Source organism: Vibrio sp. R10-SG3-ISO10, from assembly GCF_059834185.1.
In genome coordinates, this window is record NZ_JCBDHG010000002.1 from 1 (window position 1) to 26,176 (window position 26,176).

32 protein-coding genes are annotated in these 26,176 nt (G+C 41.2%); 26 read left to right on the forward strand and 6 right to left on the reverse strand.

Translation table 11 applies throughout. From position 1 onward, the window contains the following. Window positions 1–24: 24 nt before the first annotated feature. Window positions 25–981, reverse strand: a complete 957-nt coding sequence (locus AC6R16_RS00585) for an IS110 family RNA-guided transposase (protein ID WP_500673213.1) — start codon at window positions 979–981, stop codon at window positions 25–27. Window positions 982–2,483: 1,502 nt separating this feature from the next. Between AC6R16_RS00585 and AC6R16_RS00590 the strand changes: the two genes are divergently transcribed. Both AC6R16_RS00590 and AC6R16_RS00595 read left to right on the forward strand, forming a co-directional pair. Then, on the forward strand, window positions 2,484–2,864 hold the full coding sequence (locus AC6R16_RS00590; protein WP_500673214.1) for a nuclear transport factor 2 family protein: 381 nt from the start codon (window positions 2,484–2,486) through the stop codon (window positions 2,862–2,864). 752 nt (window positions 2,865–3,616) lie between these two features. After that, entirely contained in the window at window positions 3,617–4,177 is a 561-nt protein-coding gene (locus AC6R16_RS00595) for a hypothetical protein (protein ID WP_500673215.1), read from the forward strand. 22 nt (window positions 4,178–4,199) lie between these two features. On the opposite strand, the gene AC6R16_RS00600 is transcribed toward AC6R16_RS00595, so the two are convergent. Then, window positions 4,200–5,156 carry an IS110 family RNA-guided transposase gene (locus AC6R16_RS00600; RefSeq protein ID WP_500673213.1) on the reverse strand — a complete coding sequence of 319 codons (957 nt, stop codon included), beginning with the start codon at window positions 5,154–5,156 and terminating at the stop codon, window positions 4,200–4,202. Window positions 5,157–5,479: 323 nt separating this feature from the next. On the opposite strand from AC6R16_RS00600, the gene AC6R16_RS00605 reads away from it, so the two are divergent. The 6 genes from AC6R16_RS00605 (at window position 5,480) to AC6R16_RS00630 (ending at window position 8,868) form a co-directional block, all read left to right on the forward strand. Beyond that, a complete protein-coding gene (locus AC6R16_RS00605) occupies window positions 5,480–5,896 on the forward strand; it encodes a GFA family protein (RefSeq protein ID WP_031849423.1) in 417 nt (138 codons plus the stop codon). A gap of 147 nt (window positions 5,897–6,043) precedes the next feature. Then, the gene (locus AC6R16_RS00610) at window positions 6,044–6,664 is read left to right on the forward strand and encodes a hypothetical protein (protein ID WP_500673216.1); all 621 of its coding nucleotides are present in this window, start codon (window positions 6,044–6,046) and stop codon (window positions 6,662–6,664) included. Between the two features lie 138 nt (window positions 6,665–6,802). Further along, window positions 6,803–7,117 (forward strand): hypothetical protein, encoded by a 315-nt coding sequence (locus AC6R16_RS00615; RefSeq protein WP_038210266.1) that lies wholly within the window; start codon window positions 6,803–6,805, stop codon window positions 7,115–7,117. A 131-nt stretch (window positions 7,118–7,248) separates the two neighbouring features. Then, window positions 7,249–7,530 (forward strand): DUF6966 domain-containing protein, encoded by a 282-nt coding sequence (locus AC6R16_RS00620; protein WP_457869664.1) that lies wholly within the window; start codon window positions 7,249–7,251, stop codon window positions 7,528–7,530. Between the two features lie 142 nt (window positions 7,531–7,672). After that, window positions 7,673–8,008, forward strand: a complete 336-nt coding sequence (locus AC6R16_RS00625; RefSeq protein ID WP_171383815.1) for an energy transducer TonB — start codon at window positions 7,673–7,675, stop codon at window positions 8,006–8,008. 173 nt (window positions 8,009–8,181) lie between these two features. Beyond that, window positions 8,182–8,868: a hypothetical protein gene (locus AC6R16_RS00630; protein WP_500673217.1), complete on the forward strand. Its 687-nt coding sequence runs from the start codon at window positions 8,182–8,184 to the stop codon at window positions 8,866–8,868. A gap of 746 nt (window positions 8,869–9,614) precedes the next feature. Here AC6R16_RS00630 and AC6R16_RS00635 read toward each other — a convergent pair. Both AC6R16_RS00635 and AC6R16_RS00640 read right to left on the reverse strand, forming a co-directional pair. Next, entirely contained in the window at window positions 9,615–10,124 is a 510-nt protein-coding gene (locus AC6R16_RS00635; RefSeq protein WP_069687311.1) for a MerR family transcriptional regulator, read from the reverse strand. A 124-nt stretch (window positions 10,125–10,248) separates the two neighbouring features. Continuing rightward, entirely contained in the window at window positions 10,249–11,205 is a 957-nt protein-coding gene (locus tag AC6R16_RS00640; protein ID WP_500673213.1) for an IS110 family RNA-guided transposase, read from the reverse strand. 288 nt (window positions 11,206–11,493) lie between these two features. On the opposite strand from AC6R16_RS00640, the gene AC6R16_RS00645 reads away from it, so the two are divergent. From AC6R16_RS00645 to AC6R16_RS00655, 3 genes are all read left to right on the forward strand, one after another. Continuing rightward, the gene (locus tag AC6R16_RS00645) at window positions 11,494–12,006 is read left to right on the forward strand and encodes a hypothetical protein (RefSeq protein ID WP_500673218.1); all 513 of its coding nucleotides are present in this window, start codon (window positions 11,494–11,496) and stop codon (window positions 12,004–12,006) included. 133 nt (window positions 12,007–12,139) lie between these two features. Continuing rightward, the gene (locus tag AC6R16_RS00650) at window positions 12,140–12,760 is read left to right on the forward strand and encodes a hypothetical protein (protein ID WP_500673219.1); all 621 of its coding nucleotides are present in this window, start codon (window positions 12,140–12,142) and stop codon (window positions 12,758–12,760) included. Window positions 12,761–12,903: 143 nt separating this feature from the next. Further along, window positions 12,904–13,467 carry a VOC family protein gene (locus tag AC6R16_RS00655; RefSeq protein WP_500673220.1) on the forward strand — a complete coding sequence of 188 codons (564 nt, stop codon included), beginning with the start codon at window positions 12,904–12,906 and terminating at the stop codon, window positions 13,465–13,467. 33 nt (window positions 13,468–13,500) lie between these two features. On the opposite strand, the gene AC6R16_RS00660 is transcribed toward AC6R16_RS00655, so the two are convergent. Then, window positions 13,501–14,457, reverse strand: coding sequence for an IS110 family RNA-guided transposase (locus AC6R16_RS00660; protein WP_500673213.1), 957 nt, complete (start codon window positions 14,455–14,457; stop codon window positions 13,501–13,503). 1,070 nt (window positions 14,458–15,527) lie between these two features. Here AC6R16_RS00660 and AC6R16_RS00665 point away from each other — a divergent pair. From AC6R16_RS00665 to AC6R16_RS00735, 15 genes are all read left to right on the forward strand, one after another. Then, on the forward strand, window positions 15,528–15,860 hold the full coding sequence (locus tag AC6R16_RS00665) for a hypothetical protein (protein WP_500673221.1): 333 nt from the start codon (window positions 15,528–15,530) through the stop codon (window positions 15,858–15,860). Window positions 15,861–15,985: 125 nt separating this feature from the next. Continuing rightward, window positions 15,986–16,183 carry a hypothetical protein gene (locus AC6R16_RS00670; protein WP_500673222.1) on the forward strand — a complete coding sequence of 66 codons (198 nt, stop codon included), beginning with the start codon at window positions 15,986–15,988 and terminating at the stop codon, window positions 16,181–16,183. Between the two features lie 419 nt (window positions 16,184–16,602). Further along, window positions 16,603–17,007 carry a DUF1801 domain-containing protein gene (locus tag AC6R16_RS00675; protein WP_500673223.1) on the forward strand — a complete coding sequence of 135 codons (405 nt, stop codon included), beginning with the start codon at window positions 16,603–16,605 and terminating at the stop codon, window positions 17,005–17,007. Window positions 17,008–17,134: 127 nt separating this feature from the next. Continuing rightward, on the forward strand, window positions 17,135–17,590 hold the full coding sequence (locus tag AC6R16_RS00680; RefSeq protein ID WP_500673224.1) for a GNAT family N-acetyltransferase: 456 nt from the start codon (window positions 17,135–17,137) through the stop codon (window positions 17,588–17,590). A gap of 140 nt (window positions 17,591–17,730) precedes the next feature. Beyond that, entirely contained in the window at window positions 17,731–18,021 is a 291-nt protein-coding gene (locus AC6R16_RS00685; protein WP_500642178.1) for a hypothetical protein, read from the forward strand. Between the two features lie 144 nt (window positions 18,022–18,165). Then, on the forward strand, window positions 18,166–18,471 hold the full coding sequence (locus AC6R16_RS00690; protein WP_500642179.1) for an NIPSNAP family protein: 306 nt from the start codon (window positions 18,166–18,168) through the stop codon (window positions 18,469–18,471). A 200-nt stretch (window positions 18,472–18,671) separates the two neighbouring features. Then, on the forward strand, window positions 18,672–18,935 hold the full coding sequence (locus tag AC6R16_RS00695) for a hypothetical protein (RefSeq protein ID WP_500673225.1): 264 nt from the start codon (window positions 18,672–18,674) through the stop codon (window positions 18,933–18,935). Window positions 18,936–19,040: 105 nt separating this feature from the next. Further along, window positions 19,041–19,841 (forward strand): class I SAM-dependent methyltransferase, encoded by an 801-nt coding sequence (locus AC6R16_RS00700; RefSeq protein WP_500673226.1) that lies wholly within the window; start codon window positions 19,041–19,043, stop codon window positions 19,839–19,841. 30 nt (window positions 19,842–19,871) lie between these two features. Then, on the forward strand, window positions 19,872–20,876 hold the full coding sequence (locus tag AC6R16_RS00705) for a S66 family peptidase (RefSeq protein ID WP_500673227.1): 1,005 nt from the start codon (window positions 19,872–19,874) through the stop codon (window positions 20,874–20,876). Between the two features lie 82 nt (window positions 20,877–20,958). Then, the gene (locus AC6R16_RS00710; protein ID WP_500673228.1) at window positions 20,959–21,489 is read left to right on the forward strand and encodes a GNAT family N-acetyltransferase; all 531 of its coding nucleotides are present in this window, start codon (window positions 20,959–20,961) and stop codon (window positions 21,487–21,489) included. A 63-nt stretch (window positions 21,490–21,552) separates the two neighbouring features. Further along, window positions 21,553–22,062 (forward strand): GNAT family N-acetyltransferase, encoded by a 510-nt coding sequence (locus tag AC6R16_RS00715; protein ID WP_500673229.1) that lies wholly within the window; start codon window positions 21,553–21,555, stop codon window positions 22,060–22,062. A gap of 137 nt (window positions 22,063–22,199) precedes the next feature. Next, complete coding sequence (locus AC6R16_RS00720) at window positions 22,200–22,814, forward strand: LysE family translocator (RefSeq protein WP_500673230.1); 615 nt, start codon at window positions 22,200–22,202, stop codon at window positions 22,812–22,814. Between the two features lie 28 nt (window positions 22,815–22,842). After that, window positions 22,843–23,145 carry a DUF1330 domain-containing protein gene (locus AC6R16_RS00725; RefSeq protein WP_494506025.1) on the forward strand — a complete coding sequence of 101 codons (303 nt, stop codon included), beginning with the start codon at window positions 22,843–22,845 and terminating at the stop codon, window positions 23,143–23,145. 7 nt (window positions 23,146–23,152) lie between these two features. Further along, entirely contained in the window at window positions 23,153–23,650 is a 498-nt protein-coding gene (locus AC6R16_RS00730) for a GNAT family N-acetyltransferase (protein WP_500673231.1), read from the forward strand. Between the two features lie 33 nt (window positions 23,651–23,683). Beyond that, window positions 23,684–24,217 (forward strand): lipocalin family protein, encoded by a 534-nt coding sequence (locus tag AC6R16_RS00735; protein WP_500673232.1) that lies wholly within the window; start codon window positions 23,684–23,686, stop codon window positions 24,215–24,217. A gap of 44 nt (window positions 24,218–24,261) precedes the next feature. On the opposite strand, the gene AC6R16_RS00740 is transcribed toward AC6R16_RS00735, so the two are convergent. Then, window positions 24,262–26,154: a methyl-accepting chemotaxis protein gene (locus tag AC6R16_RS00740; RefSeq protein WP_500673233.1), complete on the reverse strand. Its 1,893-nt coding sequence runs from the start codon at window positions 26,152–26,154 to the stop codon at window positions 24,262–24,264. Between the last annotated feature and the right edge of the window lie 22 nt (window positions 26,155–26,176).

Consider the following 26,176-nt stretch of genomic DNA (forward strand, 5'->3'; position numbering starts at 1 on the left):
AACAAGAGACTATGGCGTCAATAGTTAATTTTTGGCGCTATTGTTATCCCACATTACACCGTCTCTGAGCATCGAGTTTAAGATCACAACCATCTTTCTCATGCAGGCAACTATGGCGACTTTTTTGGGTTTTCCTGCCGCAAGTAATCGTTCATATGTAGTCTTAAAAACAGGGTTACATTGGATGGCAGACATCATCGCCATATACATAACGGTTCTAACTTGAGTCCGACCTCCTTGTATTATGCGCTTTCCTTTGTAACGACCACTTTCTCTAACGATGGGTGCTACACCAATCAAACTAGAGGCTTGTTTATTGGTGATGTAACCAAGCTCGGGGACGTTACTGATGATGGATGCGGCCAGTATCTTACCGACTCCAGGCATGCTTTGAAGTATCTCATTCTTAGTCTGATATTCAGGTGAGATATCGATGAGCTTTGTGATTTTAGCTTCTACTTTTTCAATTTGATTTTTAAGAGCGGTTAAGATGGGCGTAATGGTTGAGGCGATGTTCTTTGGCAATATTTGTAGTCGGTTTCTTTCCATGGTCTGTATGGAGAGTAACTGATTTCGCCTTGATACTAAGTCACTCATTAATCGGATATTTTCGGCTTTTAGCTCGGTTAAGTCAGGCTGAACTTTCTCAGCATAGTGGGCAATGAGCGCGGCGTCTAAACGGTCGTTCTTAGCTCTTTGTCCGATAGCACCAGCGAACCTTTTTATCCTCAAAGGGTTCGCGATGACATAGGGTAGCTTTGCTTGGTCACAAGCAAGGATGAAGGGCATTTCTAATCGTCCAGTAGCTTCAATCACGACACGCTGAGGTTGGTGTTTAGCGATAGTTCTGACGGCTTCTTTAATGCCTTTGTCATTGTTAGGAACGGTGAAGTAAATGTCGAGCGGACGGATATAAATATCTAATTGTGATTTGCCAGTATCAACGCCGACATTAATGTTTTGAAGTGTGTTTGTATTCATAATAAGCTAACTCTTGCTTGCAAATGCGGGCTCGAGACCCAGAAGACTATTCGAGTGTGGTGCTTGGAGTTCTATCTGACGTTCGTACTTGTTATCGGTCTCTCGATAGAGGAGCCATCATTTAATCGAACTATCAGATAGAAGAACTTTAGTTGCAGCTAAAGTCTGGGTCTCACCTTACCCGATTGGAGTGCTTATTATCCATACAAAGCGTTTAAGGCAGATTCGCAACGCTCGGCATTTTGGGTTTGAATCGGCTTTAGTGATTAAGGCGCAATGGTTAAGGTTGGGTGGTTGCGTTGCTCACTACTTAACGCGGCGTTATGTCTACTTGTATTTCAAGGGCTTAAATATCTTAGGCTCTAGTTCTTTGTCCCTCTGCCAGTTCGTTCTGAGTAGACTCAGCAAATCCGCATTTTCGGTCTAAGTTCTTGAATCTCTCAGGCCGTAAAACATTCCAAAATTCGTGGGTTGCTTCATTGTCAGGTCGTGGCGGTCGGCTGTTTGTGTAACTGGCTTTAAGTCGCTTTGAGGTTCTTTGCCAATTAGCATCCTACCTTGGCAGTAGTCTCGGCAACTGACTTTTGTTTGGCGCTGTTGTGAGAAGAGACGAGGGCGCTTGTTGAATGTAAGCCAGGTTGCCTCATTGGGCAGGGAAGTGTTCATACTTGTTTTAGGTTGGTCGTATTTGGTGGTCAAGTTGCTTTTTACCTTGTGGTTTGGTTCAGAAAACCAGTCTAAAACAGCAGTTCTTTCTCAAGTAAGTCAGTAACTTGTGGTAAAACATAACAAACAATTTAAGCAGATTCGCAACGCTCGGCATTTTAGGGTTGAATCAGCTTTAGTGATTACGGCACAATGTTCAGGTCAAGTGGTCGCGTTGCTCACTACTTAATTGGGCGTTATGTTTACTTGTATTTCAATGGCTTAAATATCTTAGGCTCAAGTTCTTTGTCCATTTGGCAGTTCGTCCCTAGTAGACTCAGCAAATCCGCATTGTCGGTCTAAGTTCTTGAATCACTCAGCCCGTAAAACATGCCAATATTCGTGGGTTGCTTCATTGTCAGGTCGAGCTGGCTAGATTCAAGTTTATCTGGCTTTAAGTTGCTTCTAAGTTCTTTACCAATTAGCATCCTACCTTGGCAGTTGCCTCGGCAATTTGCCATTGTCTGGCGCTGTTGTGAGAAGAGACGAGGGCACTTGTTGAATGTAAGTCAGGTTGCCTCATTGGGCAGGGAAGTGTTCATACTTGTTGTTGGTTGGTCGCTTTTGGTGGCCAAGCTTGTTTCTAGCTTGTGGTTTGGTTCAGGCTTTTAGTCAAAATTAGTAGTTCTTTCTCAAGTAAGTCAGTGACTTGTGGTAAAACATAACAAACAATTTAAGCTGATTCGCAACGCTCGGCGCTTTCGGTTTCAATTAGTTTAGTGATTACGGTGCATTGTTTGAGTTTAGTGGTAGCGTTGCTCACAACTTAATTGGGCGTTAGGTGCTTGGAGGAAATAATGAATTCAAAGGAAGTTGTCCTAGCTTTTTGGGATGCGATGAAAACTAATGACTTTGCCAAAGCTAGCGAATGGCTGAGTCCTGATTTCGAGGGTTTCTGGCCTCAATCAGGTGAACTTACTGTTGGCAGAGAAAACTTCACAGCCATTAATTCCTATTATCCCGCAAACGGCGTGTGGGAATTTGAAATCCATTCGGTAGTCTGTGACGGTGCAACGGTTGTAACTGATGTCTCGATTACTGATAGTGTTCAAAAAGCTCGTGCTATTACTTTTCATACCGTTGAAAATGGTTTAATCATCAAGCAAAAAGAGTTTTGGCCTGATCCAATGGAAGCGCAAGAATGGCGGTCAAAATGGGTAACGGTCGTACAAGAATAAGCTACGCACCTAACAAAGCGTTTAAGACAGATTCCCAACGCTTGGCGGCTTCAGTTCAAAGTTTCGCTTAAGTGTTTATGGCACAATGGTTTAGGTTCAGTGGTAGCGTTGCTCACTACTTAACGCGGCGTTAGTTTGCAAGAGGAAAAACGCAGCTATATCGCAAGATCTAGTGGTAAAAGCTCAAAGTTGAAATTGTCGTATCGGCGTTCAATTTCAGTGTTAACTAGCGTGGTGAAAATTCAAAATTGGCATCGTTTCAACGGTTGATTTGTTCTTTGGTGCGGCGACTTTTGGGTTATCTGAGTCGAACTTTTTTGCTGAAACTCTGCTCGTTGAGTTTGTTGGTACAAAAGCCCATCTACTCGCTGAAATAGCGTTTTCTCTGGTGTGGTAAGTTCATGTGGTTTCAGTGGCTTTGTTGAAAGTCCGCATTGTGAGATTTGTTTTCCAAAAGCGCTTTTTGGTGTTGTTAGTTCGTTTTCTGCGGCGTTGTTTGTTCCACGTGGTTTCATTGAGTAGCCGCTTTGAGACTACGCCTGACTTAAGTGCATCAAAACACATAAATTTTATTGTTTGCAAAGTTTAAAATTACGTAAAATCAACGCTTTGGGTTTGCAAACTAACAAACTGCTCAAGAGGGATTCGCAACGCGTGGCATTTTTACTATGTGTTGATTTTAGTGATTAAGGTGGTTTTCGGCGGCTTCGGTATTGCGTTGCTCACCCCTTAGCAGGGCGTTAGGTGAAAATATGAGAAAAATTGAATTACCCGGGACAAATACAGTATCTATTCCGTTGAACTTCGATACTAGTCCAAATGCGCATGGATTTGTTGAATTTAAAGGTATCGATAGTGAAGATATGAAAGCCTTGGAAGTTTCAAAGTCAAATGTCTCGACAATTGTTTGGGCAACACTTTGCCTAGAGCGAAAAATGGAGCGAGTGCTGACAGACTTCTTTTTCGGGAAGTTTAATGGGTTTGATCCTAAACGACACCTGTTTGAAAAAGAGTTGCTTGAATCTTCTGCAATGCAGTTTAGCTTTAAGAAAAAGCTAATCCAAAAAGTTTGCGAAGAGCAAAAGTGTGTATCGGGTAAAAAATCTAGCAAGTTGCAAGGTGCCTTAAAAAGAATAATGGAAGTCCGAAATGCATTTGCACATGGTGAAATGGTGCTAGATGCTAAAGATGGCGTGGTTTTGAACTTCTATTCCGGTGAGCACAAGCAGTTTAAACTCAGCGAAAACTTTTGGACGGATGTTGAAACAGACTTTCACACTGCTGAAAAACTGTTGTCTGAAATTATCACCTAACAAGAGACTATGGCGTCAATAGTTAATTTTTGGCGCTATTGTTATCCCACATTACACCGTCTCTGAGCATCGAGTTTAAGATCACAACCATCTTTCTCATGCAGGCAACTATGGCGACTTTTTTGGGTTTTCCTGCCGCAAGTAATCGTTCATATGTAGTCTTAAAAACAGGGTTACATTGGATGGCAGACATCATCGCCATATACATAACGGTTCTAACTTGAGTCCGACCTCCTTGTATTATGCGCTTTCCTTTGTAACGACCACTTTCTCTAACGATGGGTGCTACACCAATCAAACTAGAGGCTTGTTTATTGGTGATGTAACCAAGCTCGGGGACGTTACTGATGATGGATGCGGCCAGTATCTTACCGACTCCAGGCATGCTTTGAAGTATCTCATTCTTAGTCTGATATTCAGGTGAGATATCGATGAGCTTTGTGATTTTAGCTTCTACTTTTTCAATTTGATTTTTAAGAGCGGTTAAGATGGGCGTAATGGTTGAGGCGATGTTCTTTGGCAATATTTGTAGTCGGTTTCTTTCCATGGTCTGTATGGAGAGTAACTGATTTCGCCTTGATACTAAGTCACTCATTAATCGGATATTTTCGGCTTTTAGCTCGGTTAAGTCAGGCTGAACTTTCTCAGCATAGTGGGCAATGAGCGCGGCGTCTAAACGGTCGTTCTTAGCTCTTTGTCCGATAGCACCAGCGAACCTTTTTATCCTCAAAGGGTTCGCGATGACATAGGGTAGCTTTGCTTGGTCACAAGCAAGGATGAAGGGCATTTCTAATCGTCCAGTAGCTTCAATCACGACACGCTGAGGTTGGTGTTTAGCGATAGTTCTGACGGCTTCTTTAATGCCTTTGTCATTGTTAGGAACGGTGAAGTAAATGTCGAGCGGACGGATATAAATATCTAATTGTGATTTGCCAGTATCAACGCCGACATTAATGTTTTGAAGTGTGTTTGTATTCATAATAAGCTAACTCTTGCTTGCAAATGCGGGCTCGAGACCCAGAAGACTATTCGAGTGTGGTGCTTGGAGTTCTATCTGACGTTCGTACTTGTTATCGGTCTCTCGATAGAGGAGCCATCATTTAATCGAACTATCAGATAGAAGAACTTTAGTTGCAGCTAAAGTCTGGGTCTCACCTTACCCGATTGGAGTGCTTATTATCCATACAAAGCATTTAAGAGTGATTCGCAACGCTTGGCAGTTTCGCTTCGCTCAAGTATAGCCAAGCGTCGCTCACACCTTAATGCGGCGTTATATGTTTTCATCAATTTAGGAGTTATTCCATGTCTTATTCTCAGGCTAGTTGCCTCTGTGGTTCAGTAAAAATTATGGCTGAAAAGGTTAATCCTAAGTTTACAGTTTGTCACTGTCAGTCGTGCCGTACTTGGGGCGGTGCTCCATTCTTTGCGGTGAAGTGTGGAACACAAGTGACATTTGAAGGTGTTGAGAACGTAAAAATGTACGAGTCTTCCTCTTGGGCTTCTCGTGGTTTCTGTACTGAGTGTGGAACTCATTTGTTTTATAAATTCAAAGAAACAGGGGAATACAATATGCCAGTGGGTCTGTTTCCCAATTTAGAAGGGTTGGAAATGGACATGCAGTATTTTAGTGATATGCGCCCAAGTTACTACTGCTTTGCCAATGAGACTAAGGAAATGACTACTGAAGAAATCATGGCCTATTTTGCAGATAAGGTGTAACCAAACATATAACAATAAATTTAAGCAGATTCGCAACGCTTGGCACTTTTGGTTTGAATCAGCTTTAGTGTTTACGGCACAATGCTTTAGGTAGGTGGCAGCGTTGCTCACTACTTAATTTGGCGTTATGTATATAAGGAGTTTATATTGAAAAAGGTCGGTTTGATAATTTATGGCGCTATATTTGCGCTACTACAGATTTTAAATATTGTTAGCTCAATATTAACCTCTTCTTTTTCTGTGGGCGTATTGGTTAGTACAGTGTTCACTACATTGTATTTGTTTGGCTTTTACGGATATATCTTCAAAAAACGGTTTTTTACTCCAAAAGTTTGGAGAAATCTCTTTTATCTACAATGTATAGCGTTGGTTCTACAGCTTCTTCCTTTGCTTAACGGCTTTAATATCGAGCTCCTTATTGGGGTGGGTATCGCAGTTCTTATCACTATCCCAATGCTTGTTTGCCTGTATCGTTACAGTTTGCCAGATAGCGATATTTGGGTCTCTGACTCGGACAGAGACAAAACATGGCAAATCGAACGACTGTTATCAAACGTTGAAGAAATCTCTGCATCCAAGACTGTTGGGGCGAAAACAACCACTGTAATTATGAGTAAAGCAGAAGATGGTTATGTAGTTCATATAAAGCGTATTTCTGAGGAAACAGAGAGTTTTAAAAACGAGTTCGTGACTCTTAGCAGAGCAATCGAGTTCATCGAAAAGTATGCTTCAATAAGTTCAGGTGAGCTTGTTGAATCATATACATAACAAAGCGTTTAAGGCAGATTCGCAACGCGCGGCATTTTCGATTTGATTCAGCTGTAGTGTCTACGGCATGATGTTTAGGTTTTGTGGTGGCGTTGCTCACTACTTAACGCGGCGTTATGTGGCTGAACGGGATGAATTATGAGTTGTGATAGTTGCAAACAAATTAAGTTAAAAATTGGCAGCCCAGATGATTTGGTTACAGCAATACTTCTTGTCAGAAGAAGCGTTGAAGCTAAAAGTCTTAAATACTTAGGGTATGGTGCTTTTGGTGAGCCCTTTTCAAGATTTTCCAATGGTAAGTGTTGGGGGGACATCGTAAATAATTATTTTGCTTGTAAATCGTGTGGTCAACTAATCCATTTGAGAGCGGAAACTTATCATGGAAGCGGTGGTCAGTTGGCTCAAATAGCTGCGTTGACTGAAAAGGTTTGTATCGATGGCTTCACCACATAACAATCTGTTTAAGAGTGATTTGCAACGCTTGGCATTTTCGGTTTGATTCAGCTTTAGTGTTTACGGCACAATGGTTTAGGTGGGGCGGCAGCGTTGCTCACCACTTAACGCGGCGTTATGTGTAGGTGTATATGGGACCGAAAACAAAAGAGTTAATAGAAGTTCTAGACAGGCTTGTTCAGATGTTGGATGAAGACGGGCAAGAGCACTGGCGTGATTGGATGTCACAAGCTCGAACATGGCTATTAGAATCTGACTTTAACGGAATAGAAAAAGTACTATTAGCATACGGTGGCATGGGCTCATTTAATGATATTTATATAAGCAAGTTAACTCGAAAAAACGATTGTTTTAGTGCGCTACGGACACGCGCATGGGAACTTGCAACTGAAATAAAGCACGGACAAGAATAAACACATAACAATCTGTTTAAGAGTGATTCGCAACGCGTGGCGTTTTCACTATGCGTTGCGTTTAGTGTTTAAGGTGGTATGCGGTAGCTTCGATATTGCGTTACTCACACCTTAACAACGCGTTATGTGAAAAAGGGTAAATATGAGATTTATAGAAATTTTCTTAGTGTTATTACTGGTCGGGTGCGCTAGCCCTGAGGAAAATACTGACCCTCTCACATATCAAGAACTCACACCTATAGAGCGTGTATTTCCCAAGTACCCTAAATTAGCAGTTGAAAGTCAATTATCAGGTTTTGTAGTTATGACTTTTAACGTCAATCAGCAAGGGCATGTAACTGATATTACAGTGGTAGAATCAAATCCAGAAGGCGTTTTTGATGAGGCTGCTGTACAAGCGTTATCAAAATGGAAGTATGGACCTTTAAATCATGCTGAATCTGTTCCTCAGAAACAGAAGCTAGAGTTTAAAATTTAACACATAACAAACTGCTCAAGACGGACTATCAACGCTCGGCAACTTTAGTTCTAGTTAGGTATGGTGTTTACGGCGGCTAGTTTAAGTATCGTGCTATGCGTTGCTAGCCACTTAGCAGGGCGTTAGCTACATTTATGCACCGAAAATTAAATTAGGTTAAGGATAATAAAAAAATGTCTAATGGACTGAAAACTATGCTTTTAGCGTTGCTAATGTTGACTTTTGATGCACAAGCAGAAAATGAAAATCGCTCGGATGTGAGAACGACAAAAGTAAGCATCATAAATCTATTTAACTATTATAATGAATTGGCATTCGCCGCTAAGCCTGAGTTACAGGTAGCTAAATCAGACGTTAAGGTGTCTTTGGCTTCAGAATACTTAGCATCTCTTAGTGAAAGTGATCGACTAAGCCTTGAAAAAGAACTGAACAAAATAAAAGATATTGAAGGCACTATTGGGCATGAACTTAGAATTGATACGGTGTCTCAATTGAATAGTTATATTGGCACGACGGAGGGGCAGTTTAAGGTATATGAATATATTTACCCCAATGCTTGTGCCAAAGTAGATATTTTAACGGTTATGAAAAATAAGCGTGAAATGGTAGCTGAGCTTAAATTGAAATCTCCTTACGATAGGATAGAAGACTGTGCTAAAGATGTGGCACTCACTCAATATATGTATCTTGGTTCAATATTTCAGTTAACGGAAGGGACCAACGCAAAGCAATTGTTACATAGTATCTATGAAAGCCTCAAGGCGAAGAAACCTTACAACTTCAGTTTAGATGGGGTTGAAGTAAATGTTGGTTTTGTAGATGGAGAGATTTTGCTTTTATCTATTGAGCCAGCAGTCTAGTGTACGTAGCTAACAAACTGCTTAAGACGGACTATCAACGCTCGGCAATTTTAGTTCTCGTTTGGTGCAGTGTTTGCGGTGGTTAGTTTAAGTGTGGTGGTAAGAGTTGCTAGCCACTTAGCAGGGCGTTATGTTTACTTGTATTTCAAAGGCTTAAAGGTCTTAGGCTCTTGTTCTTTGTCCCTTTGGCAATTCGTCCCTAGTAGACTCAGCAAATCCGCATTGTCGGCCTAAGTTCTTGAATCTCTCAGCCCGTAAAACATGCCAATATTCGTGGGTTGCTTCATTGTCAGGTCGTGGCGGTCGGCTTCTTGTCTAGGTGGCTTTAAGTCGCTTCTAGGTTCTTTGCCAATTAGCATTTCAGCTTGGCAGTTGCCTCGGCAATTTGCCATTGTTTTGCGCTTTGGCTGGAAAGAAAGGGTGCTCGTTAGTTCTTAGTCGGGTTGCCTCATTGGGCAGGGAAGTGGAATTACTGGCTTTGGGTTAGTCGCCTTTGGCGGTCAAGTCGGTTCTAGCCTTGTGGTTTAGTTCAGAAAACTAGTCAGAAATGGCAGTTCTTTCTCAATTAAATCATATGTTTGTGGTAAAACATAACAAACAATTCAACAGTGATTCGCAACGCTTGGCGCTCTCACTTCGGGTTGAGTTTAGTGTTTACGGCGCAGTGTTTGGGTTCAGTGCTTGCGCTGCTCACACGTTAATTGGGCGTTATGCATAATAGTCTCTTCCTTGAGGCTATTTTCACTCTATAGCGCTCGAATCTTAGTAATTTCGTCACCAGAAATACCTAGAGATTCAAGGAACTTCTGGTGTTCATTCGGCTCTAGTTCTTCAAATTTCTGATGCCATTTGACCATATCGGTTTCAGTGAACCCAGCGGCAACCATGATTTCTACCCAGCGTTCTTTATTCACAATGTTTTCCTCTAATAGACTTGGTTCTTGAAGCAATACGACCACAGCTTTCTGCTGTGCTCGTAGGTTTTGGATTTCTCTTTCCAGTTCATTGAAATGGTCTTTCAATATCTTGGTTTGAGACTCTCCGTTTCGGTCTAGTAATGTGCGAATACTGGAAACTGACAACCCGTATGAGCGATAAGAGGTAATCGTTTCTAATCGTTCAACCTCTTTCTCACCATACCAGCGGTATCCATTTTCGGAACGGCAAGCAGGTAACAGTAGTTCTTCCTTCTCGTAGTACAAAATAGTGGTGCGAGAGATTCCGAACTGTTTTGCGATTTGGGTGACAGTTAGCATATTTGCTCCATTGTTTGACCGAATGTGCATCTTGAACCCTAGCCTTATAGACGGGTCAACAGTTTAATTGTACATTCCTCTGATGTGGCACGAAATGCATAACAAGAGACTATGGCGTCAATAGTTAATTTTTGGCGCTATTGTTATCCCACATTACACCGTCTCTGAGCATCGAGTTTAAGATCACAACCATCTTTCTCATGCAGGCAACTATGGCGACTTTTTTGGGTTTTCCTGCCGCAAGTAATCGTTCATATGTAGTCTTAAAAACAGGGTTACATTGGATGGCAGACATCATCGCCATATACATAACGGTTCTAACTTGAGTCCGACCTCCTTGTATTATGCGCTTTCCTTTGTAACGACCACTTTCTCTAACGATGGGTGCTACACCAATCAAACTAGAGGCTTGTTTATTGGTGATGTAACCAAGCTCGGGGACGTTACTGATGATGGATGCGGCCAGTATCTTACCGACTCCAGGCATGCTTTGAAGTATCTCATTCTTAGTCTGATATTCAGGTGAGATATCGATGAGCTTTGTGATTTTAGCTTCTACTTTTTCAATTTGATTTTTAAGAGCGGTTAAGATGGGCGTAATGGTTGAGGCGATGTTCTTTGGCAATATTTGTAGTCGGTTTCTTTCCATGGTCTGTATGGAGAGTAACTGATTTCGCCTTGATACTAAGTCACTCATTAATCGGATATTTTCGGCTTTTAGCTCGGTTAAGTCAGGCTGAACTTTCTCAGCATAGTGGGCAATGAGCGCGGCGTCTAAACGGTCGTTCTTAGCTCTTTGTCCGATAGCACCAGCGAACCTTTTTATCCTCAAAGGGTTCGCGATGACATAGGGTAGCTTTGCTTGGTCACAAGCAAGGATGAAGGGCATTTCTAATCGTCCAGTAGCTTCAATCACGACACGCTGAGGTTGGTGTTTAGCGATAGTTCTGACGGCTTCTTTAATGCCTTTGTCATTGTTAGGAACGGTGAAGTAAATGTCGAGCGGACGGATATAAATATCTAATTGTGATTTGCCAGTATCAACGCCGACATTAATGTTTTGAAGTGTGTTTGTATTCATAATAAGCTAACTCTTGCTTGCAAATGCGGGCTCGAGACCCAGAAGACTATTCGAGTGTGGTGCTTGGAGTTCTATCTGACGTTCGTACTTGTTATCGGTCTCTCGATAGAGGAGCCATCATTTAATCGAACTATCAGATAGAAGAACTTTAGTTGCAGCTAAAGTCTGGGTCTCACCTTACCCGATTGGAGTGCTTATTATCCATACAAGCAATTTAAGAGGGATTCACAACGCTTGGCACTTTTGCTTCTACTTCAAATTTAGTGTTTATGGCACAATGCTTTAGGTGTGGGTGGTGGCGTTGTTCACCCCTTAATTGGGCGTTATGTTTCAGAGGATATGATGAGTAAAGAAGAAATTACCTTAGTTGCTGCTATTCTGGCTGCAACAACCTCTATTGTATCGTTAGTCCTGAGTTCAAGATTAACGTTAAACCGCGATAAGCGGATTGCAAGTTGGAATAAAGAAGTTGAAAGGTTGCATCAACTTGAAGAGAAAATTGGTCTCGCGATGGAGATCGTGTCCGTTTATACAGGCATCGATGAAAAAAAGAATGACTATATCCCCCTTCATGACGAACTAAAGTATATAGCAGGTAAATTTTCACGTTACCCAGCTTTGGCTAAAGCTATTCGTGGTTTTGTCCACGCTTGTAATCTTACGGTTCACAGCCAAATGGAACATCGGGATGAGCGTCCTTACAAAGAGGACGTCCAAAAGCAATATGAACTAGTCATAGTAGAGTGTGATCGTATCTTAAATCCTAAATGGTATAGTGGTCTTATCCGGTCAAAAACATAACAATCTGTTTAAGAGTGATTCGCAACGCTTGGCATTTTTACTATGCGTTGCGTTTAGTGTTTAAGGTGGTATGCGGGAGCTTCGGTATTGCGTTGCTCACACCTTAACAGGGCGTTAGGCTTCAGGAGGATAAATGTCAGAATTATGGAAAGCTATTAAGTATGACATAGTTAAGAGTTTGATAGATAAGCTCTTCATTGGAGCGATAGTTAGCGCGGCTGCATTTTATGCAGCACATTTGTTAGAAGAAAATAAGTCTATTAATAATGCTTATGTCGAATTTAACAAAACAAAAGTGATGAAGCTTGCTGAAGTCTGGGAGCAGGCTTATCTACTCAACACCTCTCTGCATTTATATGATGACTACTACAAATCGGTTGATAAAGAAATTAAGTCTAAAATGATAAAAATGCAGCAGCAAATCAAAGATGGCGTTCCAGCTAAGCAAGCTGAGTTAACCGTTTTGAATGCAGAGAAAACAATAGCTAGGGATTTTAAGAGACAGATCCTAGTCCTCAATCAAAAACACCTAAAGCCTTTTAATGATATATTAAATAAAAACATGTTCTGGCTAGAACCAGAGCATTTGACTCCTCTGTTAGAGTATTCGAAAGTTGTAAATGAAATAGCGAGAACTGCCTCGTTAACAAATGAGGCATCCAAACAACGAGTAAAAGTATTGCGAGCTAAGGCTGACGAGTATTCAAAAACTATCAATGACGTGAGGGATCAACTATTGCGGCAATCACTCTGAAGCTAAGAAGCCTAACAATCTGTTTAAGAGTGATTCGCAACGCGTGGCATTTTTGCTATGCGTCGCGTTTTGTGTTTAAGGTGGTATGCGGCAGCATCGGTGTTGCGTTGCTCACACCTTAACAGGGCGTTAGGATATTAAGGATGAAAATGGAAATTATGGATGAGATTATCTTTCCAAACATTCAGTTAAGTCATATTGAACTATACGTTCAAGACCTAGCTAAGATGGAAGACTTTTACAAAAGTAAATTAGGCTTTGTTGTCACTGATAGAGGTGAAGGGCAAAATGGTATGGTTTTTTTAAGTCGGAACCCAGAAGAGCATCATCAAATTGTTTTAAGTCCAGTGCAATCGCACAGGACTCTTGAAAGTCCAGTTGATCATATCTCTTTTAGAGTTAAAAATATTGATGAATTGAAAGCCTTCCATTCATCATTAAAGTCAGTTTCTGAAATAAGTTTGCAAACAGTATCTCATGGCACTACTTGGTCTATATATTTTCGTGATCCTGAAAACAATAGGCTTGAAATTTTCACAGATACTCCCTGGCATGTGAATCAACCCTGTAAGTTCGCTGTAAATTTAGATTTATCTCATGAAGAGTTAATCAAATTTACAGAGAATGAGATTAGAAATATGCCTGGATTTTCTCCAAATAGTGATTGGGAAATAGTTCATAAGAATAGTTTAGGTGTACTTGGTTAGCCATATCCTAACAAGAGACTATGGCGTCAATAGTTAATTTTTGGCGCTATTGTTATCCCACATTACACCGTCTCTGAGCATCGAGTTTAAGATCACAACCATCTTTCTCATGCAGGCAACTATGGCGACTTTTTTGGGTTTTCCTGCCGCAAGTAATCGTTCATATGTAGTCTTAAAAACAGGGTTACATTGGATGGCAGACATCATCGCCATATACATAACGGTTCTAACTTGAGTCCGACCTCCTTGTATTATGCGCTTTCCTTTGTAACGACCACTTTCTCTAACGATGGGTGCTACACCAATCAAACTAGAGGCTTGTTTATTGGTGATGTAACCAAGCTCGGGGACGTTACTGATGATGGATGCGGCCAGTATCTTACCGACTCCAGGCATGCTTTGAAGTATCTCATTCTTAGTCTGATATTCAGGTGAGATATCGATGAGCTTTGTGATTTTAGCTTCTACTTTTTCAATTTGATTTTTAAGAGCGGTTAAGATGGGCGTAATGGTTGAGGCGATGTTCTTTGGCAATATTTGTAGTCGGTTTCTTTCCATGGTCTGTATGGAGAGTAACTGATTTCGCCTTGATACTAAGTCACTCATTAATCGGATATTTTCGGCTTTTAGCTCGGTTAAGTCAGGCTGAACTTTCTCAGCATAGTGGGCAATGAGCGCGGCGTCTAAACGGTCGTTCTTAGCTCTTTGTCCGATAGCACCAGCGAACCTTTTTATCCTCAAAGGGTTCGCGATGACATAGGGTAGCTTTGCTTGGTCACAAGCAAGGATGAAGGGCATTTCTAATCGTCCAGTAGCTTCAATCACGACACGCTGAGGTTGGTGTTTAGCGATAGTTCTGACGGCTTCTTTAATGCCTTTGTCATTGTTAGGAACGGTGAAGTAAATGTCGAGCGGACGGATATAAATATCTAATTGTGATTTGCCAGTATCAACGCCGACATTAATGTTTTGAAGTGTGTTTGTATTCATAATAAGCTAACTCTTGCTTGCAAATGCGGGCTCGAGACCCAGAAGACTATTCGAGTGTGGTGCTTGGAGTTCTATCTGACGTTCGTACTTGTTATCGGTCTCTCGATAGAGGAGCCATCATTTAATCGAACTATCAGATAGAAGAACTTTAGTTGCAGCTAAAGTCTGGGTCTCACCTTACCCGATTGGAGTGCTTATTATCCATACAAACATTTAAGAGTGACTCTCCACGCTTGGCATTTTGGGTTTGGGTTAAATTTAGTGTTTACGGAGTCGAAGTTGAGTGTTGTGGTAGCGTGGCTCACACCTTAATTGGGCGTTATACGAACGAACAAATCTAAACCCAAGTGCAATAAAAAGCCCACTTGAAAGAAAGTGGGCTTGTGATTTTGTAAATATTTGCTTATTTGCTTGAATTCGAGATAACGAGTTTTTTATTAGTTTACCCTTTTATTTCTACTTCAATAAGAAAACCATTGGAGTCACTTTTAATCATAAGCCTTCCTCCTTCTTTGATAAGATGTAGTCCGTATAAACCTATAAAAAACAGATAGGTGCTCGTAACCAAGGTTACTAAGGTCAGAGTTAGTTTCTTTTTCATTGCGCATTTAAAACTAAGCAAACCCTATCTCGTATGCTGTTGTTTATGACAGCTCAGTTTTCGTGGCTTTAAAAATCGCCTGATAGTAACAATGTGATTAACTACTAGAGTCTTATTGTTGTGATTCGCTTTCGTTCAAATGTTCGGGATGAACTTGGATAATATCATGAGATAAGGGCCCTAAAGGGCTTAACATATAGAGTGGTGGCACTTTCGTGTTAGTCATGATTCCACCGAATGACTAACAATAAAATTATCTATTTTCTGTCATGCGTCTAGTGAAATGAATGAGTAATGGGAGGTATATCATGTGCCGAGTTCGTATAACAGTAAATTTAAGCAGATTCGCAACGCTTGGCATTTTCAGTTTGAATCAACTTTAGTGTTTACGGCACAATGGTTTAGGTAGGTGGTAGCGTTGCTCACTACTTAATTTGGCGTTATAAATTATCACAGTAAGGTGAACAAATTGTCCGGTAATGAAACGAACTATTCGAAGGAGTTGGTGGTTATCATCAACTCAGTCGCAGCTTTTATTATGATCTTCGTATTGAAGTTCGCATATGGCGCGCTTTATTTGAACCTTATGGAGTCTGGGAGTGATCGCTCTTGGGTAATTGGTAGCATCGTTAGTGCTTTTGTTGTCACTACCGTATGTGTTGGTTTGTTTTTGCGGAAAGAGATAGCAAGGAAAGTAGCAATAGGAGGTTCAGTATTTGGGCTATTTATATTTCCTGTGGGTACTTTGGTTTCTATAGTTTTTGCGCTGTGCTTGGTGAAAAATAAGGCCTACTACAAATAATTTATAACAAGCATTAAAGAGTGATTCCTTACGCTTGCCGTTTTGGCTTCGCTCAAAGTATAGGCAAGCGCTGCTCACACCTTAATGCGGTATTAGGCTGCTTTATAAGGAAAGAAATTAAGGATATGAATAGATTACTATTAATAGCATTCAGTGTTGCTCTTCTAGCTTGTAGTGCAACCGAAGAAACTAAAGTACACCCTAAGATAAAAGTAGATAGAGCGCTATTTTCTGGTACATGGCGTTGTGCAAATCCTGAAAGCTCAAAAGATGATGAGGTAAGTTACGATGTTAAAAGACTTATGCTAATAACGGGTTACTAAATGGTCAGGCTTTATTTATTATTAAGATGCCTGATGATTCGGGCGAGTTTGTGTATGAAGTAAAAATCAACGGTACCTGGGAGCTGAAACACAATGAAGTACACGAATATATAGATAGTGTTTCAGTCAAATCGTTCAATGATGTTTCAGTACCATTTGAAGAAAGGTTTAGGAAAGCAATTGAAGAAACAAAAGTGTCAGTGTCAACTATTCTAGCTATCGATAGAAAGCATTTAACTAGGCGTAGTGAAAGTGGTGCGGTTGACTCTTGTATAAAAGTATTAGAATAAAAAGTCTAATAATCTGCTTAAGCCGGACTGCCAACGCTCGGCGAATTTACTTCAAAGTTTGCTCAGCGTTTGCGGTACTTAGTTTAAGTCTCGCGCTATGCGTTGGCGCTATGTGAATAGGAGATTTCAATGGACAAGGCAGTCAAAGCTCGTTTCGATGAATACCCAGAGAATGTTCGTGTTAGGTTAGCGGAGCTACGAAATCTGGTCTTTCAAATAGCATCTGAGTTGGATCTTGGTGAAGTCGATGAAACTTTAAAATGGGGTGAACCAAGCTACAGTGTAAAAGCAGGCAGTCCGCTAAGAATGGACTGGAAACTCAAGTCTCCTAACAATTATTATCTTTTCTTTAATTGCCAAACCAAGCTAGTCGATACATTCCGGGAGTTGTATCGAGAAGAACTTGTATTTCAGGGAAATAGAGCAATAGTTCTGTCTTTATCGGAACCGATACCAGAAAGAGCCATTAAGTCCTGTTTAGAGTTAGCTTTAACCTATCAGCAGCGCAAAAATTTACCTCTTTTAGGCGCGTAAAAATTCACATCACAACAATCTAAGAGTGATACACAATGCTCGGCGCTCACACTTTAAGTCAGTTTAATGTTTATGGCACAATGTTTTAGGTAAGGTGCTAGTAGTCACAAGTAATAGGGACCTAAAGATGGAATTAAAGTATCGTTCAGCTGTTTTTGAAGATCTGGAAAGTCTTGTTGCTTTGCTTTCAAATGACCCACTTGGTAATAAAAGAGAAGACGCGTCTGTTCCGTTGAATAGTGCGTATATTGAAGCGTTCGAAGCAATTGCACGAGACCCAAACAATGAATTACTTGTCGTTGAACTAGAAAACTCTCTAGTTGGGATGCTTCAAATTACTTTTATTCCCTACCTGACACATATTGGTAGTTGGCGTTGTCTTATCGAAGGTGTGCGAATCCATAGTGACTATCGTGGACAAGGTTTTGGTGAGCATATGTTCGCACATGCTATCGAACTGGCGAAAAGCAAAGGCTGTACAATCGTTCAGTTAACTAGTGACAAACAGCGCCCTGATGCAATCAGGTTCTATGAAAAACTTGGATTCAAACCAACACATGAAGGGTTTAAACTCGCGTTGTAGGCCGTACGCAAACAATCTATTTAATAGTGAGCCACGCCTTAATTTGGCTTGAGGTGTTGTCGAGTTCGGTTTAGCTACATCTTTCCTGTGAATCTAATAGTTGTTAACCTTATGTCTGTATGAATGGTTAGGTAGTGGTTATGAAAATCAGTCTGTTGAGTTTAGTTTCTGCACTCCTTCTAAGTGGATGTTCTTTGTTTGTAAGCGAAAGCTACTTTGGTGAAAACTGGACTGGGCATCATATAAATGAACTTGTAGAGCAGTGGGGAGAGCCTCACGAAATGAAGTCTAAAGAAGGTGGTGTGATTGAAGCTGAATATAAAATTTTCAGCGACAGCTGTACGTACATCTTTATTACGGACGAGCAAGGAGTGATTAAATCTTATACGTATGAAAGTACATTTTTAGGAACATGCAAACCGATAGGGTAAACACCCACAATAAGCTCGAGATGGATTTATAACGCTTGACGTTGTAGGTTGTTGGGTTACGCCACAGTGTGGCTTAAGTACCTAGTATAGACGTGACACCGTAGCGCGGTGTTGGGCTCTGACCAATTAAAAGGAATAAACACAATGGTTACATGTTACGTTCGATATATCATCGACCCTTTCAAGCTATCCGAATTTGAAGAATATGCAAAAATGTGGATTCCACTAGTCAACAGACTAGGCGGGCATCATAATGGATATTTTCTTCCTTCAGAAGGCGCTAACAACGTCGCTTTAGCGTTATTTACCTTTCCCAGTCTAGCGGACTACGAGGCATATCGTAACAAGTCGTTAGCTGACAAAGAGTGTCTAGAAGCATTTAAATTTGCAGAAGAGACTCGCTGTGTTTTGAGCGTTGAACGTAGCTTCTTTAGACCGGTATTTGGCTGATATACACATCCGACAATACACTTTAGAGTGATTCAACGCGCTTGGCGCTTTTACTTCAAATAAGTTTAGTCTTTACAGCACAATGGTTTATGACAATTCTCACTACACGCATGCGCGTTATGTGCCAAGTGTGATTTGTCTTACACAATGTGCAACTAGGTGTCTATATTATGTGCGATAGTCATTCATAAGGAGTGGTTATGGCTCTTACAAGTAAACTTAAAGTCGTTATTTCCGTCATTGCGATGGCGATATCTTCGGTATTCCTTGCTCTGGACTTATTTGGTGTTATTCCCTTTTTGGTTCTAGTCGTGTCGTTTTTCACCGTTATTATCCAAGGAACTTTATGTTTTCTGGGGTATGAAGATGGAGATATGTTTGAAGCATACCAAGACTCTGAGCGAACAGAGGCTACAGCGATTACTAACTTGTTCAAAGATAAAAAGGACTGTGACAAACTTTGAGAAAGTAGGTTTTTTAAATAGGGTTTAGCATCTACAAAATAAAGGTTTAAGTTAGGTAAGCATTGCTCGTTACTTAATTTACGTTAACAGCGCTGGAGGAAGTCGGTGCAAGAAGAATATATGGAATACTACGCGAAGTTTGATGAAGACAATCGTCTTGTTTGCCAGAACATAACGCGTATTGAGTTTGATACTACAACGAGTATCCTTGGCAACTATATCGCCCCAGAAAGTCATGTGACCGAACTTGGTGCCGCAACTGGTCGCTATTCACTCCATTATGCTCAACAGGGTATGAAAGTATCAGCGGTTGAGTTGGTTCCTGAATTAGTAGAGCAACTTAATGATAATGCAAAAAGAAAGTCACTGAACTTGTCTGTCTATGAGGCCAATGCAACTGACGTTAGTTTTATCGAGAATGATAGCCAAGATGTCGTGTTAATATTAGGACCGCTTTATCATATACAGTCAAAATCCGATCGAGAGGCTGTATTGCAAGAAGCTCATCGTATTTTAAAGCCTAATGGTGTTGTAGCAATAGCCTATATAAGTCGGTTCTTTGTCGCTGGATTATTAGCAAAAATGTCTAGCGACTTGGTATTACCATCGGTTTTAAGTCAATTGAACGAAAGTGGCTTGGTTACTTCACCGGACGTAGATCCATTTTTTAGAACGGGTTACTTTGCTAAACCATCCGAGATTGAATCTCTAGCCATTCAAGCGGGGTTTAGTGTTGAAAATCATATTGCGACTGATGGGTATGTGCGCTTTATTGGTCAAGAGATCAACCAGCTAAGCGAGAATCAATATCAAGCTTGGTTGAAATATCACCTTTCTACATGCTCAGAACCGTCATTGCTTGGGAGTAGCAATCATGGTTTGGTTATTGCGAAAAAGTCCATTTAACGAAACTTTTATTATGGAGGGTTGAATTACGTGTTGTATCCAAAGGCTTTAAGTGTCGGTGACAAAATAGGCTTTTTCTCACCGTCATCGCCAGCAACAGTATTTGCGCCAAAACGATTCCAACGTGCAAAAGCTTATCTTGAATCTCATGGATTTGAGCTTGTTGCTGGCTCTCTTACGGGAAAGTCTGATAGTTATCGCTCAGGTTCGATTTTAGAGCGAGCAGATGAGTTAAACCAGCTCATTAGAGACCCAAGCATTCGTTGTATTATGTCAACGATTGGCGGTAACAACAGCAACGCTTTATTGCCCTACATTGATTATGACGCTCTACGTAGAGATCCTAAAATTATTATTGGTTACTCAGATGTAACTGCTCTACTCATGGGGATTTATGCACAGACGGGGTTAGTCACTTTCTACGGCCCAGCTTTAGTTGCATCATTCGGTGAGTTTCCTCCTTTAGTTGATCAAACATTTAAGTCTTTCTTAGAAATATTAACTACAGAATCAGGCCTATATTCTTATTCTATGCCAGATGAGTGGACTGATATTAAGCATGACTGGGAAACTCAGGATTCAAATAAAGCGACATATCCAAATGAATGGCGGTTCAAAGGTAGGGGAACAGTTAAAGGACGCGTTATTGGTGGCAATTTAAATACAATAGCGGGTATTTGGGGTAGTCCATATATGCCAGATATCCAGTTTGGCGACATCCTACTTATAGAGGACTCACTAAAGAGTATTGAAACAGTAGAGCGTTCGTTTGCCCACTTGCTCGCTTGCGGAGTATTCGATATGGTTGGCGCAATTGTACTGGGTAAGCATGAGTTATTCGACAATAAAGGGACCGGTCGAACTCCATTGGATGTCTTACTGGAAGTGTTAAACGGAAAAGAAGTGCCAATTTTATATGGTTTTGACAGTTGTCATACTCATCCAATGCTTGTTACACCTTTAGGTGTTCAAGCTAAAATTGACTTTGATAATTATCGCTTTAGTCTTGTAGGACAATGGCTGTCAGAAAAATAACAGTCCATTAAAGAGTTAATTCCCACGCTTACTTTGCTCACACCTTAAGGGGGCGTTATAAGCATTTATTGAGAAGAAATACATGGAAACAGAAAGGCTAAGATTAGTTCCTCCCTCGATGAAGATTCAGCCTTTGATGCTGGAAGCAATATTGGAAAGTAAAAAAGAATTAAGCGAGTATCTGCCTTGGGTTCAATATGCTTTGACTGAGTCCGAGTCAATAGAGAATACAAAGCAGGCTATCAGCAACTTTGAAAACTTCGAAGGTGAACTACGATATTCGCTAATCGATAAAAATACCAATCACTTCATCGGCGCAATTGGTTTAATCATCCGAGACAAAGATGTTCCTTTTTTTGAAATAGGGTATTGGTTACGTAGCTCATGTGTCGGGTATGGTTATATCGCTGAAGCGGTTAAAGTTTTAGAAACTTACGCATTTATAGAACTCAAAGCGAACAGATTGGAAATCAAGGCGGCCGAAGAGAATAGAAAAAGTCGAGCTGTTGCGGAGCGATGTGGGTACGCTTTCGAAGGTATACTGCGTAATGACCGTAAGCTTCCGTCTGGAATGCTAAGTAGTACAGCCGTGTATTCGAAAATCGGCTTATAACCTTAAACTATCTGCTTGTCGGTTACAGGTTCGTTAGGGTCTTTATCAACATAGGGAGGGAATATGGCAATTTCATTTAATAGTAAGAGACTGACAGTGGCTGAAATTACTGGAGAACTTTCTTTGAGCGCACACTCAAGTTTACTCGAACGAATTCCTCAAATCCTCACGCCAGCGGTTGTCGAAAATCTTCCTCCATATTTTCACGGCATTACTTCCGGTGAACAGGCCAGGGCCTGGCTTGAACGAATGTTGTTGGAGAGCCGCTTACTTAAAATAGAAGCAAAGAATCACGAACTAATAGGCTTCTTGTTTGCCTATGTGGAAGGTGAAGATTGTACCCATATCGGTTATCTACTTGCCGAAGATTACTGGGGGAAAGGTTTGGCTAGCGAATTGATTCAAGGCCTTATTGATGAAGTCGTGAAATCTGAACCATGGGTGAAACTCATAGGTGGTGTTGACCCAACTAACGTAGCTTCAGCGAAGTTGCTTACCAAAATGGGTTTCGTAGAGCAGCCAACTAGTGGCAGTGATGTGGTTTTCTATGAGTATAAGCTTCCCAAGCGATAGTTATTAAAATCAATTTAAGTAGAGTCACAATGTTCAGCGTTTTAGATTTGAATCGACTGTAGTGTTTACAGCACAACGATTTAAGTAGGGTGCTAGCTGCCGAATTAATCTAGCGCCAATTACATGGAGAAAAAATTGTGGAATTCTGGAAGTTATTGCTTTTTATACCTGCGTGTTTTGCGCTTAATATGACTCCTGGTCCAAACAACCTGTTGTCTATGAATAATGCTCGTTGTTATGGTTTCAAATCTGCCTTCATCGCTGGGCTTGGGAGAATAACAGCGTTTTCTGGAATGATTGCGTTAGCCGCTTCAGGTCTTGCTGTGGTTCTGTATACATCAGAAGCTCTGTTTCTAACTATTAAAATAGCGGGAGCAGCCTACCTGCTTTGGATTGCCTTTAATCTTTGGGGTTCAGAGTCAAGCCCAATCACAGAGTTTACAAATGCTCAAAACCGTTTGGGTTTAGCGAAGCAAGAATTTTTGCTAGCAGCTGGTAACCCCAAAGCTATTCTGATTTTCACTGCATTCCTTCCGCAGTTTGTCGATGTTTCGGCCAATGTAAATGAACAGTTTTTCGTTTTAGGGGCAACGTTTCTCATATTAGAAATGGGCGCAATATCGATCTATGCCATATTCGGAATATATTTGCGACAGTGGTTTGCGAAACCTGCAATGGCCAAGCGTTTCAACAGAGGCTGCGCTAGTTTCTTAGCTATGTCAGGGGCAAGTTTGCTGTTAAGTCGCCAGTAATTAATCTTATAGCAAAGGAGGCTATGAAATGTACGAGTTCTTAGTTGGCCTAGAAGTTTCAAATGATGATGTTTACTCAAACTACCGAGCTGCTATGAAGCCTATCCTCACTTCATATGGTGGCAAATTCGGTTTTGACTTCATTGTTTCAGAAGTTCTCATCTCTGAAGTGGATAAACCCATTAATCGAGTCTTTACAATACGGTTTCCAGATCAATCCGTTGCCGAAACTTTCTTTACAGACAGTGAGTATTTGAAAGTAAAGGAGCAACTCTTTGATACGGCTGTATCTCATACAACGATTATTTCGAGTTACAACAAAGAGGATTAATTATTACATGGAAGTAGTAGAAGCAAGCATAAGCTTAGCGCCTTTGCTCGCGAGTTATGCTAAAGAGTGCTATGAATCCGGAATTCCCAAATATGCCAATGTAGAGAGTGACCCAGAAAGCTACTTATCTGGTTTAATAGCACGAGCTCAAGAAACCTCTGAATTACCAAATGGCTATCTACCCAGTACCACATATTATTGCCTCGCGGATAACAAGATTTTAGGTGCGATTCGGGTAAGGAGAGGAAGTAACGCTAACGTAGAAAATGTGATTGGTCATATTGGTTACGAGACTAGGCCATCTGCCCGAGGTAAGGGGGTTGCTTCTCATTTGCTCGCCTGGGTGCGCGATCATGTTGTGACCGATCCTGTTATCGTGACGTGCTCAATCGATAACCCAACCTCTCAGAAAGTGATAGAAAAGAGTGGCGGAGAATACCTCGGTAACTACGAGGATAAAAATGAAGGTGTGGTGAAGCGCTATCGATTAGTGCGTCCAGTGTAAACGACGAAGTATGTAATCCATAAGGTTCGGTGTATGAAGGTAACATTTAAAACGGTTCTATTGCTTAGTACAGTTTTCATTTTGACCGCTTGCTTGGGAATGCCAAAGTCAGTGACACCTGTTGGTGATTTTGAACTCACTAACTATCTTGGTAAATGGTATGAGATAGCTCGTTTAGACCATTCTTTTGAACAAGGGCTTACACAAGTTACCGCGGAATACAGTTTACGCGATGATGGTGGGGTAAAGGTCATTAATCGCGGGTATAACAGTGAATCCCAACAATGGAAAGAGGCTGAAGGAAAAGCGTACTTTGTCGATGCAAAGAACCAAGGGTATTTGAAAGTTTCCTTTTTCGGGCCTTTTTATGGTTCCTATGTCGTGTTTGAGTTAGAACGCAGTAACTATGAATATGCGTTTGTGTCTGGCCCTAACAATGAGTACTTATGGCTATTAGCTCGAACACCAACAGTTAGTGATAGTGTGATAGAGAAGTTTAAAACCATGTCCAAAGAGCGAGGGTTTAACATTGATGAGTTGATCTTTGTCGAACAGCCTCAAAGTTAGGCAGACCAAGAGCCTCCGGAGAGGCTCTTTTTATAAAGCTGGGATTAGTACTTAAATTGCGCGACGATTTTCTCAAGTTTGTGGCTTACTCCTGATACTTGCTCACTGCACCTGACAGAGCCAGACACCACCTCAAAGGTGTTGCCCGCCAAATGCGCAATTTCAGTGATATTGCGATCAATTTCGGCAGAGACCATTGATTGCTCCTCTGAGGCAGTCGCAATTTGCGTGTTCAGGTCAAACATTTCACTAATCTGCTCACTGATACCTTCAATGGCCGCCACGACTTTATGAGTGTGTTCGTTGGTCGTTCTTGCCTGTGCTGCGCTGGTTGCCATTTGATTGGCCGTTTGCGAAATACCCTGAGTAAGCGACTGAATCGTCGACTCGATTTGATGAGTAGAGTCATTGGTCATTAATGACAGCTGACGTACTTCATCAGCCACTACAGCAAAGCCACGACCACTTTCACCAGCTCGAGCTGCCTCTATAGCGGCGTTAAGTGCAAGTAGGTTGGTTTGTTCCGCAATGCCTTGAATCGTAGAAACCACCTGATTGATTTCTCGGCTTTGCTCTTCAAGTGATACAACGTGGGTTTGAGATTCTTCGATACTTGCTGCTAACACATCAATTCGATCGCCTGTTGCATGTGTCATATCCAGCGCATTCTGTGCTTCTGTTTTCACGCGCTCGGCATTGTGCGCTGCAGACTCAATATTCGCGGTGATCTCATTAGTCGTCATGACCAACTCATTGACGGCGGTAGCGACGGACTCAGATTCCAGCTTCTGCTGTTCGGCGTTCTTCATACTCTTCGAGGCCGCTTGTTCTGAGCTGCATGAGCTTTCACTTAGTACTTCCATCACCGAGGCGACGTCTTTTATATGCGTGTGTAACTGGCTGACAAAGGTATCGAATGAGTTAGCTAATTGAGCTAGTTCATCATTACCTCTGGCGTTCATCCTGACGGTGAGATCGCCGCTGCCAGATGCGATATCTTTCATTAAGGTATTAATGATTTTGATCCGATTAAGAATACTTCTACCGATCACAAATAGCAGCAAAGAGAGCAGGGCAACCATGGTTAACCCGATTATTTGCAATTGCTGTTTAACTTGTACTGTCGCTAACGAAATCTCTTGCACGATAGCAGACTGTAACGAGGAGATTTCTTCTTCCGTATTGTGAACATTACTTCTCAATTGACCTCTTAAACCTTCATTAGCGCTATAGCCCAATAGCGTTCGAGCATTGATCAACTGCTCCGCTTTCGCTCGATAGTTAAAGAAGTAATTCGCTAACGATGGGTATTGGTCAACAGTCGATTCAAACTGACTTAGTGCATTGACTAAAAGCGTTTCACTTTCTTGTGATATATCGGATAGATATCGGAAATCCGCTTCCATTAACTCAAATAGCGCCACTTTTAAGTTAATATCACGTTGTTCGACGGCCAATTGTCTTAATTCGAGGCGAGCCTGCTCCAACTGACTTGTATAACTTGTATTACTGCCTTTACCTTCAAGCAAATTGACTTGGTTGACCAGTTGATGAAACTGAGCCTGATACTGTTCAAGTGTCTGCGAAATCGTTTTGGTCGACGAAGTGAAGTCAAGATCATTCAGTACTAAGGTATTGGATAAGTCTGCAAGACGTTCTGCCATTTGATCAAATGTCGAATCAAATCGCTTAGGGTATTTAAGATCTTTACGTGCTAAGAAGTCCTTCTCATGGCGTCTTAACATCAATAGATCGACTTCACTGGCCAGATTTTGACTCGCGGCATGCTCTAAAGACTGGAGACGCGCAAGGCTAGAGTGTTCAACAAAGCCGTAGAGAGCAACAAAAATTAAAAGCATGGCGTTGATAAGAAACAGTTTCGCGCGAATAGATAAAGCAAAACCTTTAGAATGCTGAGTGCCTGGAGAATCGTCCATGAACACCTCCCTGATTGCCTAG

What these genes read in the sequence shown, in the direction of transcription:
- AC6R16_RS00655 (WP_500673220.1), top strand. Translation starts at nt 12,904, where the DNA reads ATGAAAATGGAAATTATGGATGAGATTATCTTTCCAAACATTCAGTTA.
- AC6R16_RS00630 (WP_500673217.1), top strand. Translation starts at nt 8,182, where the DNA reads ATGTCTAATGGACTGAAAACTATGCTTTTAGCGTTGCTAATGTTGACT.
- AC6R16_RS00615 (WP_038210266.1), top strand. Translation starts at nt 6,803, where the DNA reads ATGAGTTGTGATAGTTGCAAACAAATTAAGTTAAAAATTGGCAGCCCA.
- AC6R16_RS00605 (WP_031849423.1), top strand. Translation starts at nt 5,480, where the DNA reads ATGTCTTATTCTCAGGCTAGTTGCCTCTGTGGTTCAGTAAAAATTATG.
- AC6R16_RS00650 (WP_500673219.1), top strand. Translation starts at nt 12,140, where the DNA reads ATGTCAGAATTATGGAAAGCTATTAAGTATGACATAGTTAAGAGTTTG.
- AC6R16_RS00735 (WP_500673232.1), top strand. Translation starts at nt 23,684, where the DNA reads ATGAAGGTAACATTTAAAACGGTTCTATTGCTTAGTACAGTTTTCATT.
- AC6R16_RS00715 (WP_500673229.1), top strand. Translation starts at nt 21,553, where the DNA reads ATGGCAATTTCATTTAATAGTAAGAGACTGACAGTGGCTGAAATTACT.
- AC6R16_RS00670 (WP_500673222.1), top strand. Translation starts at nt 15,986, where the DNA reads ATGAATAGATTACTATTAATAGCATTCAGTGTTGCTCTTCTAGCTTGT.
- AC6R16_RS00730 (WP_500673231.1), top strand. Translation starts at nt 23,153, where the DNA reads ATGGAAGTAGTAGAAGCAAGCATAAGCTTAGCGCCTTTGCTCGCGAGT.
- AC6R16_RS00725 (WP_494506025.1), top strand. Translation starts at nt 22,843, where the DNA reads ATGTACGAGTTCTTAGTTGGCCTAGAAGTTTCAAATGATGATGTTTAC.
- AC6R16_RS00740 (WP_500673233.1), bottom strand. Translation starts at nt 26,154, where the DNA reads ATGGACGATTCTCCAGGCACTCAGCATTCTAAAGGTTTTGCTTTATCT.
- AC6R16_RS00625 (WP_171383815.1), top strand. Translation starts at nt 7,673, where the DNA reads ATGAGATTTATAGAAATTTTCTTAGTGTTATTACTGGTCGGGTGCGCT.
- AC6R16_RS00690 (WP_500642179.1), top strand. Translation starts at nt 18,166, where the DNA reads ATGGTTACATGTTACGTTCGATATATCATCGACCCTTTCAAGCTATCC.
- AC6R16_RS00695 (WP_500673225.1), top strand. Translation starts at nt 18,672, where the DNA reads ATGGCTCTTACAAGTAAACTTAAAGTCGTTATTTCCGTCATTGCGATG.
- AC6R16_RS00685 (WP_500642178.1), top strand. Translation starts at nt 17,731, where the DNA reads ATGAAAATCAGTCTGTTGAGTTTAGTTTCTGCACTCCTTCTAAGTGGA.
- AC6R16_RS00600 (WP_500673213.1), bottom strand. Translation starts at nt 5,156, where the DNA reads ATGAATACAAACACACTTCAAAACATTAATGTCGGCGTTGATACTGGC.
- AC6R16_RS00675 (WP_500673223.1), top strand. Translation starts at nt 16,603, where the DNA reads ATGGACAAGGCAGTCAAAGCTCGTTTCGATGAATACCCAGAGAATGTT.
- AC6R16_RS00680 (WP_500673224.1), top strand. Translation starts at nt 17,135, where the DNA reads ATGGAATTAAAGTATCGTTCAGCTGTTTTTGAAGATCTGGAAAGTCTT.
- AC6R16_RS00660 (WP_500673213.1), bottom strand. Translation starts at nt 14,457, where the DNA reads ATGAATACAAACACACTTCAAAACATTAATGTCGGCGTTGATACTGGC.
- AC6R16_RS00635 (WP_069687311.1), bottom strand. Translation starts at nt 10,124, where the DNA reads ATGCTAACTGTCACCCAAATCGCAAAACAGTTCGGAATCTCTCGCACC.
- AC6R16_RS00640 (WP_500673213.1), bottom strand. Translation starts at nt 11,205, where the DNA reads ATGAATACAAACACACTTCAAAACATTAATGTCGGCGTTGATACTGGC.
- AC6R16_RS00585 (WP_500673213.1), bottom strand. Translation starts at nt 981, where the DNA reads ATGAATACAAACACACTTCAAAACATTAATGTCGGCGTTGATACTGGC.
- AC6R16_RS00710 (WP_500673228.1), top strand. Translation starts at nt 20,959, where the DNA reads ATGGAAACAGAAAGGCTAAGATTAGTTCCTCCCTCGATGAAGATTCAG.
- AC6R16_RS00595 (WP_500673215.1), top strand. Translation starts at nt 3,617, where the DNA reads ATGAGAAAAATTGAATTACCCGGGACAAATACAGTATCTATTCCGTTG.
- AC6R16_RS00590 (WP_500673214.1), top strand. Translation starts at nt 2,484, where the DNA reads ATGAATTCAAAGGAAGTTGTCCTAGCTTTTTGGGATGCGATGAAAACT.
- AC6R16_RS00620 (WP_457869664.1), top strand. Translation starts at nt 7,249, where the DNA reads ATGGGACCGAAAACAAAAGAGTTAATAGAAGTTCTAGACAGGCTTGTT.